The 13345-nt window shown below is 65.5% G+C and carries 14 protein-coding genes; 8 read left to right on the forward strand and 6 right to left on the reverse strand.

All coding sequences use genetic code 11. The features are described from left to right. Nucleotides 1-42: 42 nt before the first annotated feature. A complete protein-coding gene (locus tag HAP47_RS15565) occupies nt 43-366 on the reverse strand; it encodes a DUF1476 domain-containing protein (RefSeq protein ID WP_173637482.1) in 324 nt (107 codons plus the stop codon). Between the two features lie 347 nt (nt 367-713). On the opposite strand from HAP47_RS15565, the gene purC reads away from it, so the two are divergent. The 5 genes from purC to HAP47_RS15590 are packed head-to-tail and all read left to right on the forward strand — an operon-like array spanning nt 714 to nt 4025. Continuing rightward, a complete protein-coding gene (gene purC / locus HAP47_RS15570; protein ID WP_016843454.1) occupies nt 714-1481 on the forward strand; it encodes a phosphoribosylaminoimidazolesuccinocarboxamide synthase in 768 nt (255 codons plus the stop codon). 15 nt (nt 1482-1496) lie between these two features. Further along, on the forward strand, nt 1497-1739 hold the full coding sequence (gene purS / locus HAP47_RS15575) for a phosphoribosylformylglycinamidine synthase subunit PurS (RefSeq protein ID WP_173637481.1): 243 nt from the start codon (nt 1497-1499) through the stop codon (nt 1737-1739). 12 nt (nt 1740-1751) lie between these two features. Next, entirely contained in the window at nt 1752-2333 is a 582-nt protein-coding gene (locus tag HAP47_RS15580; RefSeq protein WP_231168895.1) for a hypothetical protein, read from the forward strand. A gap of 4 nt (nt 2334-2337) precedes the next feature. Beyond that, nucleotides 2338-3039, forward strand: coding sequence for a phosphoribosylformylglycinamidine synthase subunit PurQ (gene purQ, locus HAP47_RS15585; RefSeq protein WP_173637480.1), 702 nt, complete (start codon nt 2338-2340; stop codon nt 3037-3039). Between the two features lie 5 nt (nt 3040-3044). Continuing rightward, nucleotides 3045-4025, forward strand: a complete 981-nt coding sequence (locus tag HAP47_RS15590) for a tripartite tricarboxylate transporter substrate-binding protein (protein WP_173637479.1) — start codon at nt 3045-3047, stop codon at nt 4023-4025. 8 nt (nt 4026-4033) lie between these two features. Here the strand turns inward: HAP47_RS15590 and HAP47_RS15595 are convergent, their stop codons facing one another. After that, a complete protein-coding gene (locus tag HAP47_RS15595; protein ID WP_173637478.1) occupies nt 4034-5017 on the reverse strand; it encodes a DMT family transporter in 984 nt (327 codons plus the stop codon). A 162-nt stretch (nt 5018-5179) separates the two neighbouring features. Here HAP47_RS15595 and HAP47_RS15600 point away from each other — a divergent pair, with 162 nt between their 5' ends. Beyond that, nucleotides 5180-5584, forward strand: coding sequence for a hypothetical protein (locus HAP47_RS15600; RefSeq protein ID WP_210285213.1), 405 nt, complete (start codon nt 5180-5182; stop codon nt 5582-5584). Between the two features lie 67 nt (nt 5585-5651). Here HAP47_RS15600 and HAP47_RS15605 read toward each other — a convergent pair whose 3' ends face one another. Further along, nucleotides 5652-7880, reverse strand: a complete 2229-nt coding sequence (locus tag HAP47_RS15605) for an alkaline phosphatase family protein (protein ID WP_173637477.1) — start codon at nt 7878-7880, stop codon at nt 5652-5654. A gap of 344 nt (nt 7881-8224) precedes the next feature. Then, entirely contained in the window at nt 8225-8716 is a 492-nt protein-coding gene (locus tag HAP47_RS15610; protein ID WP_173637476.1) for a PaaI family thioesterase, read from the reverse strand. A 186-nt stretch (nt 8717-8902) separates the two neighbouring features. Between HAP47_RS15610 and purL the strand changes: the two genes are divergently transcribed. Then, nucleotides 8903-11122, forward strand: a complete 2220-nt coding sequence (gene purL / locus HAP47_RS15615) for a phosphoribosylformylglycinamidine synthase subunit PurL (RefSeq protein WP_173637475.1) — start codon at nt 8903-8905, stop codon at nt 11120-11122. Nucleotides 11123-11230: 108 nt separating this feature from the next. Here the strand turns inward: purL and HAP47_RS15620 are convergent, their stop codons facing one another. Beyond that, on the reverse strand, nt 11231-11491 hold the full coding sequence (locus HAP47_RS15620) for a GlsB/YeaQ/YmgE family stress response membrane protein (RefSeq protein ID WP_173637474.1): 261 nt from the start codon (nt 11489-11491) through the stop codon (nt 11231-11233). Between the two features lie 118 nt (nt 11492-11609). Further along, nucleotides 11610-12086, reverse strand: coding sequence for a redox-sensitive transcriptional activator SoxR (soxR, locus tag HAP47_RS15625; RefSeq protein ID WP_173637473.1), 477 nt, complete (start codon nt 12084-12086; stop codon nt 11610-11612). Nucleotides 12087-12221: 135 nt separating this feature from the next. Here soxR and HAP47_RS15630 point away from each other — a divergent pair, with 135 nt between their 5' ends. Continuing rightward, nucleotides 12222-13337: an efflux RND transporter periplasmic adaptor subunit gene (locus HAP47_RS15630; RefSeq protein ID WP_173637472.1), complete on the forward strand. Its 1116-nt coding sequence runs from the start codon at nt 12222-12224 to the stop codon at nt 13335-13337. Nucleotides 13338-13345 lie beyond the last annotated feature (8 nt).

Below are 13345 nucleotides of genomic sequence, written 5' to 3' on the forward strand. Positions count from 1 at the left end.
CGAATCGGAGCTCAGGCGGCGCGAGAACTTAAGTTTCCGCCTTCACGTTCCGGCTTTTACCTGGGCCGCAGCCACGGCCAGCAGTTCGTCCATCTTGGCGCGGACGTCGCGCTCGGTCGTGGCCTGGCCCTTGGCGGTGAGGTCTCTCAGAACCTTGTGCAGGACGTCATTGTCGCCGGCTTCCTCGAAGTCGGCGGCCACCACTTCCTTGGCATAGGCGTTGGCGGCATCGCCCGTGATGCCGAGCTTCTCGGCGGCCCACAGGCCGAGCAGCTTGTTCCGGCGGGCTTCGGCCTTGAACTTCTGCTGCTCGTCGAGGGCGAACTTCTTCTCGAAACCTTCCTCGCGCTTGTTGAATTCGTTCATGCCGAAGTTCCAATTCCCTGCTGAATGCGGGGTGATGCTCGTTGCGGCAGCCCCGATGCCTGCCTAGATAGGCAGGAGGAATCGGCAAGACAACGAGCCGTTAAGCCGCAGGCAAAACAGGCGGAATCGGGCCTTTTTGATGGGGCGGTATAAGTGCCCCGATGGGGGCACTATCGATTGTGCTGGATGGGCCAATCGGATAGGTTGCCAACAGGCATGGTTCTTGTTCTGTTTCCAGTTGGATTGCCCAGGTTCCAGGCCTCCGCGGCAGCTCCGTCGTGGGTCGTAACCCCAAGTCATCCGGAGCACCCAAATCCATGGATTTCAACAAAACACGGTACATCCCAATGAGCCGTCGACGCCGTATTTATGAAGGCAAGGCCAAGGTGCTTTACGAAGGCCCCGAGCCGGGAACCCTGATCCAGCACTTCAAGGACGACGCGACCGCGTTCAACGCCAAGAAACACCAGGTGATCGAGGGCAAGGGCGTCCTCAACAACCGGATTTCGGAGTACCTGTTTCAGCACCTCAACGACATCGGGGTGCCGACCCACTTCATCCGTCGCCTCAACATGCGCGAGCAACTGATTCGCGAGGTCGAGATCGTGCCGCTCGAGGTGGTGGTGCGGAATGTCGCCGCCGGCTCGCTGTCGCAGCGGCTCGGGATCGAGGAGGGCACCCAGCTGCCGCGCTCGATCATCGAGTTCTATTACAAGAACGACCAGCTCAACGACCCCATGGTGTCGGAAGAGCACATCACTGCCTTCGGCTGGGCCACGCCGCAGGAGATCGACGACATCATGGCGCTCGCGATCCGCGTCAACGATTTCCTGACCGGTCTCTTCCTGGGCATCGGCATCCGGCTCGTCGACTTCAAGATGGAGTGCGGGCGGCTGTTCGAGAACGAAATGATGCGGATCATCGTCGCCGACGAGATCTCGCCGGACTCCTGCCGGCTGTGGGACATCAAGTCGAACGAGAAGCTCGACAAGGACCGCTTCCGCCGGGATCTGGGTGGCCTGCTTGAGGCCTACACCGAGGTCGCGAAGCGGCTCGGCATTCTGATCGAAAACGAGCGGCCGGCCGGTAGCGGCCCGGTGCTGGTGAAGAGCTAAGCTTAAGGGGCGACCGTGAAGGCACGTGTAACTGTGACATTGAAGTCGGGCATCCTCGATCCGCAGGGCAAGGCGATCGAGGGGGCGCTGAAATCGCTCGGCGTCGACGGCGTCGCCAGCGTTCGCCAGGGCAAGGTGTTCGACATCGAGCTCGCCGCGACCGACAGGGCCAAGGCGGAGGCGGCGCTCAAGGCCGCCGCCGACAAGCTGCTGGCCAATACCGTGATCGAGAACTACCGGGTCGAGGTTCTGAGCTAGCGAGCGCGCCAAATGATAACAGCCGCTCCCGCCGCTGCTCGCCGCGACCGAATCTTCGTCGGAGCGCTCTTGGTCGGCCTGCTGACCGCAGCTGGAATCGGCGGGGCCTCGGCTCAGCCGGCACCGGCAGCGCCTGCCGCGACGACGCAGCCGCCGCCGTTCACGGTCAGCGGTTGGAGCTACGAGCGCCGCGGCTCCGATGTGCATATGTTCCGCTGCGCGCAATCGTCCTGCGGTGCGGGCTCCAAGGTCAGCTACCGGTATTATACCGGCGGAAAACAGATGACGCTCGACCAGTTCCGCGAGGGGCAGGAGCAGATCATCAAGGCGCTGGAGCAGCGGACGCCGGGGCAGCACATTACGCTGCTCGGCGTTGATGGCGACAAGGGCACCGCGGGGCCGCGCATGTTCAAGGCACGGCGCCTGACCGTGACAGCCAACGGCGCGAGCGAGTATCAAGTCAGCGGCTTGCTGCTTGGCGGACAAGGCTCCGCCAGCCTGATCAGCTCGGCGCGTGACGAGAAGGCCAGCAACGACAATTACGCGAAGTTTGCCGCCGCAGTTAAGCTCGTGCTGGCACCCAAAACCAGGTGATGCAATGAAATCAGCCGTCCTCGTCTTCCCCGGCATCAATCGCGAGCGCGACATGGCGCGCGCGCTCAAGCTTGCATCCGGTAATGAGACCGCGATGGTTTGGCACGCCGAGACCGCGCTGCCCAAAGGCACCGACCTCGTGGTGGTGCCCGGCGGCTTCTCCTATGGCGACTATCTGCGCTGCGGCGCGATCGCGGCCCGCGCGCCCGTGATGGACGCGGTGCGCGACTTCGCAGCCTCGGGCGGGCTGGTGCTCGGCGTCTGCAACGGCTTTCAGATCCTCTGCGAGTCCGGGCTGTTGCCGGGCGTGCTGATGCGCAACGCCGGGCTGAAATTCGTTTGCCGCGACGTGCATATGCGAATCGAACGCTCCGACACGCCGTTCACCCGCGGCTACAATGCCGGCCAGGTGATCCGCGTGCCGGTCGCGCATGGCGAGGGCAATTACGAGGCGGACGAGGAGACGCTGAAGCGGCTCGAGGGCGAGGGCCGGGTGCTCTATCGCTACTGCTCCGCCGAGGGCGTGGTCGACGAGACCTCCAACTTCAACGGCGCCGCGCATTCGATCGCCGGCATCGTCAACGAGCGCGGCAACGTGCTCGGCATGATGCCGCATCCGGAAAACCACGTCGAAGAGATCATGGGCTGCACCGACGGCCGCGGCCTGTTCGCAGGGCTGGTCCAGCATCTGGAAAAGGCGGCCTAGTTGTCATGCTGCGAAGGTGCCTTGCCGCGGCGGCGGCCGCGGTCCTGCTGCTTGCGACGGTGGCCAACGCCCAAAATACCTCGAAGCTGAACTTCCCGAAGCGTCCGATCACGATGATCGTGCCGTTCACGGCGGGCGGCACCTCGGACGTGATTGCCCGCGCAGTGGCCGACCAGATGAGCACGGCGCTCGGCCAGACCATCATCATCGAGAATGTCGGCGGCGCCGGCGGCTCGACCGCGCTGACCCGCGCCGCGCGCGCCGAGCCGGACGGCTACACGATCGCGATCGGCAACGCCGGCACCAATGCCGTGACCTACACGATCTATCCGAAGCTGTCGTTCACGCCCGATTCCTTCGCGCCGATCGCCGTGGTCGCCAAGACCTTCGGCATCGTCGCGCTGCGCAAGGATTTTCCGGCCAGGGACCTCAAGGAATTCATCGACTACGCGAAGAAGAATCCGGGCAAGGTCAATCTCGGCCATGCCGGCATCGGCTCGTCGAACTATTTGATCTGCAAGAGCTTCGTGCATGCCGCCGGGATCGACGTGCAGCTGGTCGGATATCGCGGCGCGGCGCTCGCGCTGACGGACGCGATCGGCAGCCAGATCGACGGCGTCTGCGATGCAGCCGCCTCGGTGTCGCAGGCGATCGACGACAAACTGGTGAAGGCGGTCGTGGTCGGCTCGACCGTGCGGCTCGCCTCGTTGCCGGAATTGCCGACCTCGGCCGAGGCCGGCCTGGCCGAGTTCGAGGCGCAGGGCTGGAACGGCCTGTTCGCGCCGAAGGGCACCCCGCCTGAAATCATCGCCAAGCTCAACGCCGCCGCGCGCACCGCAGTCGCGAGCGAGGCGGTGAAGAAGCGCTTCGTCGAGTTGTCGACCGTTGCGCCCGACGCCGATGAGCTCGCACCCGAGGTGCTGCAGCAACTCGTGACCCGCGACGTCGCGAAATACCGCGCGCTGCTGGCGGACGACAAGAAATAGCCGGAAGGCTATCCTCGCAACCTGCCAAGCCAGCGCTTCACGGCCTCGCCCGGGATTGTCATCGCGGCGACGCCGGCCATGACCAGCAAGAGGCCGAGCGCTAGGTTCGACGGCACGGATTCCCCGAGCAGGATCACCGACAACGCGACGCCGATCGGAATCCGCAAATAGCCTTGCGCGTTCGTGGTGAGTGTGCCGAGCCGCGTCAGGCACATGTAGAACAGCATCAGGCCGAACGCGCTGGAGAAGATGCCCATCACGATGGTCGCGACCAGTGCCTGCGTCGTCGGGTACAGCGTCCAGGGATGGTCGACGATCAGGGCGACCGGCAGCAGCACGGTGCCGCCGAACAAGAGCGAGCCGGCGGCCACCACCATGGGATCGTAGTCGGAGAGACGAAGCCCGAAGATCGTGGCGCAGGCGAACGAGACGGTGGCGAGCAGGATCGCGATCTCGGCGACAATCTCCTTGCCGAAGCCCGAGAGCGCGTCGAGGCCGATGATCGCGACCGTGCCGGCGAGGCCGAGGATCGCGCCGACGAATTTGAGCGGCGAGGCCGGCTCGTGCCGCGTGATCGCCCAGGTGATCAGGAAGGCGAAGATCGGCGTCGTCGAGGCCAGCACCACGGTGTTGGATGCCGGCACGTAGAGCTGCGCCCAGGTGATCACCAGGAACGGGATCGTCGAGTTGATGGTCTGCTGGAAGGCGAACAGCTTCCAGGCCTTGATGTCGGTCGGGATGCGGATGCCGCGAATCCGCAGCACCACGAGCAGGAAGGCGGCCGCGACCAGCGAGCGCGCGGAGATGAAGGTGACCGGCGGGATCGAGCCGAGCCCGATCTTGGTCAGCGGATAGGTCGAGCTCCAGCAGCAGGCCAGCGCCAGCAGCAGCGCATAGTCGCGCCAGCCGCGCGCGCCGGGAGCGGCGCTGGACGGCGTGGGCGTTGCTGCGGGAGCCGTCACGCCACCCGTCTTCGCTGTGCTCTGCGGCACCTTGATTGGCTCCCCCGCGCATTGGCGCGCGACGTGTATAATGTAGCGCGGCGCCGCGCCGCAAGGCTAGGGCGTTTGGCCGGTGCGCAGCCGTTCCTTGCGAAGCGCAGGGAGCAGTCCGGACGACACCGCATTCTGCGAACGACTGACAAGGAGCACAGCATGAAGAACACTCTCGTTTGCGGCTTCGCCGCAGTGGTCATCTGCTTGATGGCGGCGGACGTCGCTCGCGCTCAATCCGGAGTTCCTCCGGTACCGACGACACGAATTCTTGCGATCGGGCCCCTGAACCCGGGTGTCGATCCGGCCGCCGCGCGAGCGATCCTGCCGACCGAGGTCCGCGAGACCGTCAAGCTCTACCTCGCTGGCAAGATCGACCAGTGGTTCTCGCTGCAAGGACGTCCCGGCGTGGTGTTCATCCTGAACATGACCGACACCGCTGCGGCCCACGAGATGCTGGAGAAATTGCCGCTGGGGCAGGCGCATCTGATGAGCTTCGAATTGATCCCCGTTGGCCCGCTCAATCCGCTCCGGCAGTTGCTGGGGACGGCGACGGGGTCGCCGTAGGCCGGATATGGAGGAAACAACGATGGACGCCGGCCTGGCGTCCATCGCTTGACATTTGCGTGAGATCCTAGCGCAGGACCTCGCTCAGCACCTCGCCATCGACCTGGTGCGGTGTGGTGCCGAGGATCCGCATGATAGTCGGCGCCACGTCGATATTGCGCATGTGCCGCACCACGGTGTCCTTGCGGATCTGCGGCCCCGCGGCGATGAACGTCGCGCTCATCACCGGAAGCTCGGGATCGTGACCGTGGGCGCCGTAGAAATTCGGCATCGATAGCGCGGTAGTCGCCGAATTGAACGGCGCGTCGCCCTGGCGCGCGACGCCGGGGTTCTGCACGCCGTCGAAATTGTAGCCGGGCGCCATCAGCGCGAACACATCGCCATAGTCCTGGCCGACGGTCTTGCTGGTGCACTGTCCGGTTCCGGCGTCGCATTGCAGCGGCCGGGCCTCGACGACGGTGAAGATGCGCTGATCCCTGAGCGAGTAGTTGAAGCGCGCATTGGGATCGACGGCGTTCTTCACCGCATCGGTGATCTGCGCCACCAGAGTACGGTAGGTCGCCAGATCGACGGTGCCGCCGAGTTCGCGGTTCTGCAGGTTGGCGTAGATGTCGGCGGCCGGGCCGGAGGTGCGGATCCCGACCTTGCTGGTGTCGATGCCGGCGTTGCGGAGGATGTTGGTGAGATTGACCGAGGTGTGGAACGGCGCGAAGCCGTGGTCCGACACCACGACGACGTTGCTGTCACGGCCTGCAGCATCGGCAATCTGCTTCACCGCTCTGTCGGCGGTCTGGTAGGCGAAGCGGATGTAGGACGCGTATCGCTTGACCTTGGCGGGATCCTGGTTGGCGCCGATCGAATTCGGGTCGGTCGGGCTGGTGCCCTGGCGCGGATCGGTCAGCAGGAACTGGTGCTCGGAGCCGTCGGGCTGCTCGATATAGACCATGACGAGATCGGCGTCCGGATGGGTCTTGATCGCCCGTTCGCCGATATTGGCCTGGTAGCGCACGAAGGTCTTCACCATGTCCTCGAACATCGTCTCGATCTCGACGTCGGGGAAGCTGGTGAAGCCTGGGCTCAGACGCTCCGGAATGCGGAAGTCGGCCTGCGGACGCCAGAACCCGATATTGTTGTTGATGTCGTCGACATCGGCCAGCACCGGCGTGTTGCGCGGGATGAAGTTGGCACCGTAACGGGCGAAGCGCACCACCGAGAGGTCCGGCGACAGCGCCGAGACAAAGTAGGCGGCGCCGACCTTCGCCCCGCTGCCCTCGAAGAAGAACGGCGCGTTCTCGCCGCCGAACTTGACGTAGGCCGGGCCGGTCGACGGCGCGTGGAACGGTCCTGCGGTGATGCCGCGGTTGGCGTCGAAGAACACCAGCGTGTCGTAGTTCACCTTGCGGTCATTGGTGGTGTCGATGGCGGCGACGCGGATCGAATATTTGACGTCGAGCGTCGAGGCGTTGGTGCAGGTCGCGGTCGCCGCCGCGGAACATGAGAACGTCTCGATCGGCGCCGAGGTCACCAGCACCGGGCTGAACGAGAAACGGCCGGCAGCCTGCAGCGCCGCGACGATGCCCGGATCGGTCGTGAAGTCGCTGCGCGACAGTGAGAAGCCCTGGGCCCCGATGCCGCCGAATGCGCCGAACGGCACTGTGAAGTCGGTCACGCGGGTCGGCTGGGCCGGCTGCACCACGGTCTTGTTGATCAAGATGTCGGCGCCGTCGCCGCCGGGCCACGTTGCGGTGATGACCTTCTTGCCCTGCTGGCGCAGCTGCACCCAGAGCGGCTGCGCCGTCGGGTGCGCCGACGGCCCGAGCGGGCTTTCGTTGTAGCCGCCGATCGGCGCGGCGAAGCCGCTGATGCTGCTGGAGATCGGGCCGACGATCGGCTCGAACGTGTTGGAAGGGATGTCGTTATGGACCGCCGTCGAACCGGTCGCGATCGCAATGTGCGAGACCGCGGTGAGCGACGGCGACGCCGTCACGTTCTGCAGCGCCACTGCGCCGCGCCGGCTGAGCCGGGCGAGGCCGCCGTCGCGCGGCAGCACGCCTTCCTCGATGAATTTCTGGATGAGATCGGGCTTGGCACCATCGAGCGAGATCATCACCACGCGCGGCTTGCGGCCATGATGGTCGCCGTCATGGTCCTGATCCTGATCGTGACCGCGGGACTCGCCGACGCCGCGATCGCCATTGTCGCCGTCCTGACCGGCGCGCGCCAGAGTTGCAACGCACGCCACCGATGCGACAAGCGACATCACCGACGTGACGGAAACAAACGTCTTCAATTTCATGAGAATGCCCCAACTTCGCTGTGCGAATGCACAAACAGAAACCGTTCAGCAATCTTCTGGGGCTTGGCTGACGTGCATGTGACGCGCGCGCGACGACGCAACGACAGCATGTCGTCGTGTCACAACGGGCGTTTGAATGCTTCACGCAAAGAACGCGCGTGAACACAACGCGCCGGCGCGGTGCTGTCGATTCAACCCGCGGCGATGTAACGGCTGGATGACGGCGGGTGTCCACGGACGCGAAGCGTTTTCGATCAACGTGCGTAGCGGTTCACGTGAAGAAAACGCGTCAAAGAAAAGTCTGGAGCCCGTTCCGATTCAATCGGAGCGGCCTCCGGCGCGCTCTACGTTGTTGCTTCCGCCGGCGCCTTGCGCTTCGTCCGCTTGATGGTGCCGGAGAAGCTGAACAGCGGCCGCTCGGCCGATGTCAGCATGCCGCGCACGAAGATCAGCGATCCACCGGCGCGGGTGACCTCGCCGGTGCATTCGATCAAGGCACCCTCGCGGGCCGCATCGAGGAATTCCGAGGCGAACGAGACCGTGACCCCGGGGCCCTGGAGCACCGGGGAGGCGAGGGCGAACAGGCAGTAATCCGCGAAGGTCATGAGGCAGCCGCCATGGACGTTGCCGGAGCCGTTGAGGTGCTTCGGGCCGACCCGGAACGCGCAGGCGATGCGACCGTTCTCGTCCATGCGGTGGTAGAAAGGGCCGGTATGGGTCTCGAAACTGTCCCGGGTCCAGGTTCGCCAGCCGGCGAATTCGCCTCCGGTCTCGACGTGCAGGTCGGGGCGGCGGTTGAATGCCGTAGTGCGTGCGGTCTTGGCGAGTTCGTTCACGAAATCTGGCCTTCAATTATCGGGTTCGGGACCTTAAATCCGATCCATCCCCATTGTGCAAATCCCAGGTGCAATTCCGGGCTGCAAATCCCGGGCCGCGCCAAACCGCCGCAAAGCTCTGGACAGGCCGGAAATGGGCCGTAAAAGGCCTTTTCGCCCCCGTTCGATCTACCTAATAAGGGTCCCATGACCGCGCCCAAGAACGAGCCTCAAATCACCCCCGAACTCGTCGCTGCCCACGGGCTGAAGCCGGACGAGTATGAGCGCATCCTGAAGCTGATCGGGCGGGTTCCGACCTTCACCGAGCTCGGCATCTTCTCGGCGATGTGGAACGAGCATTGCTCGTACAAGTCGTCGCGCATCCATCTGCGCGGGCTGCCCACCAAGGCCCCCTGGGTGATCCAGGGCCCCGGCGAGAATGCTGGCGTGATCGATATCGGCGACGGCCAGGCCGTGGTCTTCAAGATGGAGAGCCACAACCACCCGAGCTACATCGAGCCCTACCAGGGCGCGACCACCGGCGTCGGCGGCATCCTGCGCGACGTCTTCACCATGGGTGCCCGCCCGATCGCCTGCCTGAACGCACTGAGCTTCGGCGCGCCCGAGCATCCCAAGACCCGGCATCTGGTGTCCGGCGTGGTCGCGGGCGTCGGCGGCTACGGCAATTCGTTCGGCGTGCCGACGGTCGGCGGCCAGGTGCGCTTCCACACCCGCTATGACGGCAACATCCTGGTCAACGCGATGGCGGTCGGCCTCGCCGACGCCGACAAGATCTTCTACGCGGCGGCCTCCGGTGTGAACATGCCGATCGTCTATCTCGGCTCCAAGACCGGCCGCGACGGCATCCACGGCGCCTCGATGGCTTCGGCCGAATTCGACGACGCCTCCGAGGAGAAGCGCCCGACCGTGCAGGTCGGCGATCCCTTTGCCGAGAAACTCTTGCTCGAAGCCTGCCTCGAGATCATGGCAGCCGATTGCGTGATCGCGATCCAGGACATGGGCGCGGCCGGCCTGACCTGCTCGGCGGTCGAGATGGGCGCCAAGGGCGATCTCGGCGTCGACCTCGATCTCGACGCGGTGCCGACCCGCGAGACCGGCATGAGCGCCTACGAGATGATGCTCTCGGAGAGCCAAGAGCGCATGCTCATGGTGCTCAAGCCCGAGAAGGAGAAAGAGGCCGAAGCGATCTTCCGCAAGTGGGGGCTCGATTTCGCCATCGTCGGCTACACCACGCCGAGCAAGCGCTTCGTCGTCAAGCATGGCGGCGACGTGATGGCCGATCTGCCGATCAAGGAGCTCGGCGACGAGGCGCCGGTCTATGATCGCCCGCACGTCGCATCGACTGCGCTGCCGGTGATCCGCGGGCAGGACGTCAAGCCGCCGCTCGGCATCGCAGAGGCGCTGACCAAGCTGATCGGCACGCCCGAATTGTGCTCGAAGCGCTGGGTGTGGGAACAGTACGACCACGTCATCCTGGGCAATACCGTGCAGCGCCCCGGCGGCGATGCCGCGGTGGTCCGCGTCGAGGACGGGCCGAAGGGACTTGCGCTCACCGTCGACGTGACGCCGCGCTATTGCGAGGCCGATCCGTTCGAGGGCGGCAAGCAGGCGGTCGCGGAAGCCTGGCGCAACATCACCGCGGTCGGCGGCCGGCCGCTCGCCATCACCGACAATCTCAACTTCGGCAATCCGGAGCGGCCCGAGATCATGGGCCAGTTCGTCGGCTGCCTGAAGGGCATTTCGGAAGCCTGCCGCGCGCTGGACTTCCCGGTCGTGTCCGGCAACGTCTCGCTCTACAACGAGACCAACGGCCGCGGCATCCTGCCGACGCCCTCGATCGGCGGCGTCGGCCTGCTCGACGACTTCACCAAGTCGGCGACCCTGGCCTTCAAGGCGGCGGGCGAAGCGATCCTCTTGGTCGGCGACACGCAAGGCTGGCTCGGCCAGTCGGTCTACCTGCGCGATGTCTGCGGCCGCGAGGAGGGCGCTCCGCCGCCGGTCGATCTCGCCACCGAGAAGCGCAACGGTGACGTGGTGCGCGGCATGATCCACGCCGGCACCGCGAGTGCGGCGCATGACGTCTCCGACGGCGGGCTCCTGATCGCGCTCGCCGAGATGGCGATCGCCAGCGGCATCGGCGCGCAGCTGCTGGCGGCGCCGTCCTCGATCGTGCCGCATGCCTATTGGTTCGGCGAGGATCAGGCCCGCTACATCGTCACCGTGCCCGCGGCCGACGCTGGCCTCGTGCTGGCCAAGATGAAAGGCGCCGGCGTGCCCTGTGCGCGCATCGGCACCACCGGCGGCGAGGCGATTGCGGTCGCCGACGAGCCGCCCGTGACGATCGAAAGCCTGTCCCGCGCCTTCGAGCACTGGCTGCCGAACTACATGCACAACACCGCCGCCTGATCCGGCAAGACCAAGCGCTGCGGCGCAAAGCAAACCATTTCAATAGCGCGATGAACCCGTCATCGCGCTATTTTCGTCTGTTCGACCACTGTCCCTGCGGATCAAAGCCTACGTCGCGCCGCGGATCGCGCGCCACGCAAAGATGATGATGCAGGCGCCGATGAAGCCGGCGACGAGAAAGCCGATCCATCCGCCGCCGAGCGACACGCCGAGCAGAGCCAATAGCCAGTTCGCCAGCGCGGCGCCGACGATGCCGAGGATGATATTCATGAAGATGCCGGTTCCGGTCTTCATGAACATCTCGGCGAGCCAGCCGGCCAATCCGCCGACGATGATAGCGGCGATCCATCCAACTTGAGGGTCGTTCATCCCAGGACTCCTTGAGGTCAGCAGTCCGGCCAGCATAACCGAGAATCACGTCGCGGCACGTGACCAATGGCAGGTTGTGCGCAACTTGTCGGCCGCGATCTTGCCGTCAGCGTTGCCGTCAGCCTTGCCGCCCACGGCGCTGCCGGCGTTCGGCCGCGGTGATCAGGATGCGGGGGCCCGGACCCTCGGCGCCGAGCCTGTCGTCGCCGTTGCGCAGCGGGCAATCGGTCACCGACAGGCAGCCGCAGCCGATGCAGTTGAACAGCTTGTCGCGGAGGTCGGTGAGATCGCTGATGCGCTGCTGCAGCGCCTCGGTCCAGGCCCGCATCGCACGCTCCCATTCGCGCATGGTCGGGGCGCGATCGAGCGGTATCGCGGCGAAGGTCTGCCTGATCTCTTCCAGCGGAATCCCGGCGCGCTGCGCGATCCTGATCACCGCGATGCGCCGCAGCACGCCGCGCATGTAGCGGCGCTGGTTGCCGCTGGTGCGCCGGCTCGCGATCAACCCCTTGCTCTCGTAGAAGTGAAGGGTGGAGACGGCGAGGCCGCTGCGCCGCGCCACTTCGCCGACTGAAAGCTCCTGTGGAAGCGCCATTGATCGGAAATCCCGGATTAGAAGTCCTGCAAGCTGTCAGCCTTGACCTCAACCATACTTGAGGTTCTATACCAGTCGCGGGCTTGCAGGGGCAAGCTTCCGGCCGCGATGCCGGGGTTCGTTCTTGGAAGCGAAATGCCGTCCGCATCATCCTCGTCGCGCCGCTGGCTCGGGCTTCGTGCCAAGCCGCTCGGCATCACTCTTGTCTTGCTGGCTTGTGCCGGGGCCGCCTTGTTCGTCTGGCGTGCCGGCGGATCCAGTGCGTCAGCCAAGGCCTCGACTGAGGCCCCGCCGACGCCGGTGGCGGCCATGGTGGTGCGGACCGAAACCTTGCCGAGCTCGATCGAGGCGATCGGCTCGTTGCAGGCAGTGCGGCAGGTGATTCTGGCGCCCGAAGTTGCCGGCCGCGTCACCGCGATCAATTTCGATGCCGGCACCGATGTCGCCGAGGGCGCAACGCTGGTGCAGCTCTATGACGCGCCGCTGCGCGCCTCGCGCGTGGTTGCGGTTTCCAAGGGACGCTTTGCGCAATTGCAGGAGAAGCGTTCGCAGGGCCTGGCGCCCTCCGGCTTCGTCACCCAGGAGACGCTGCAGCAGCGGCAGGAAGACCTGAAGCAGGCCGACGCCTCGGTCGAGCAGCTCGATGCGCAGATCGCGCAGACGACGATCCGCGCGCCGTTCGCGGGCCAGATCGGCCTGCGCAAGGTCAATCTCGGTCAATACGTCAATGCCGGCGATGCGCTCGCCACGCTGACCGCGCTCGACCAGCTCTATGCCAATTTCACCGTTCCGCAGCAGCGCCTGTCAAATCTGAAGGTGGGAGGCACGGTGACGATCCGTACCGATGCTTTCCCCGATCGGGTGTTCGAGGCCAAGATCGACGCCATCGAACCGCAGGTCGCCCAGGATACTCGCAATGTCCTCGTGCAAGCCCTGTTCGATAATCCCGACCGGCTGCTGCGGCCTGGTCTCTTCGTGACGGTGAACGTCGTGCTGCCGCCGCAGTTCGACGCCATCGTGGTGCCCGTCACCGCGATCCAGACCAGCGCGTCGGGTGAGAGCGTGCTCGTGGTGCACGACAACAAAGCGATTGGCGTCGCCGTCAGGACCGGGCAGCGCATCGGCGAGCGCGTCGTGGTGGAGCACGGGCTTTCGCCGGGCGATCACATCGTGACCGCGGGCCAGCTTCGCGTCATGCCGGGTGCTGCCGTCCAGATGACCATGGCGGAGACGCCGGAGAAAGGGCGCTAGCCCGCGAG

Source organism: Bradyrhizobium sp. 41S5, from assembly GCF_011516665.3.
In the GTDB taxonomy this organism is placed as follows: domain Bacteria; phylum Pseudomonadota; class Alphaproteobacteria; order Rhizobiales; family Xanthobacteraceae; genus Bradyrhizobium; species Bradyrhizobium quebecense.

What these genes read in the sequence shown, in the direction of transcription:
- HAP47_RS15565 (WP_173637482.1), bottom strand. Translation starts at nt 366, where the DNA reads ATGAACGAATTCAACAAGCGCGAGGAAGGTTTCGAGAAGAAGTTCGCC.
- purC (WP_016843454.1), top strand. Translation starts at nt 714, where the DNA reads ATGAGCCGTCGACGCCGTATTTATGAAGGCAAGGCCAAGGTGCTTTAC.
- HAP47_RS15580 (WP_231168895.1), top strand. Translation starts at nt 1,752, where the DNA reads ATGATAACAGCCGCTCCCGCCGCTGCTCGCCGCGACCGAATCTTCGTC.
- purQ (WP_173637480.1), top strand. Translation starts at nt 2,338, where the DNA reads ATGAAATCAGCCGTCCTCGTCTTCCCCGGCATCAATCGCGAGCGCGAC.
- HAP47_RS15590 (WP_173637479.1), top strand. Translation starts at nt 3,045, where the DNA reads ATGCTGCGAAGGTGCCTTGCCGCGGCGGCGGCCGCGGTCCTGCTGCTT.
- HAP47_RS15600 (WP_210285213.1), top strand. Translation starts at nt 5,180, where the DNA reads ATGAAGAACACTCTCGTTTGCGGCTTCGCCGCAGTGGTCATCTGCTTG.
- HAP47_RS15605 (WP_173637477.1), bottom strand. Translation starts at nt 7,880, where the DNA reads ATGAAATTGAAGACGTTTGTTTCCGTCACGTCGGTGATGTCGCTTGTC.
- purL (WP_173637475.1), top strand. Translation starts at nt 8,903, where the DNA reads ATGACCGCGCCCAAGAACGAGCCTCAAATCACCCCCGAACTCGTCGCT.
- HAP47_RS15620 (WP_173637474.1), bottom strand. Translation starts at nt 11,491, where the DNA reads ATGAACGACCCTCAAGTTGGATGGATCGCCGCTATCATCGTCGGCGGA.
- soxR (WP_173637473.1), bottom strand. Translation starts at nt 12,086, where the DNA reads ATGGCGCTTCCACAGGAGCTTTCAGTCGGCGAAGTGGCGCGGCGCAGC.
- HAP47_RS15630 (WP_173637472.1), top strand. Translation starts at nt 12,222, where the DNA reads ATGCCGTCCGCATCATCCTCGTCGCGCCGCTGGCTCGGGCTTCGTGCC.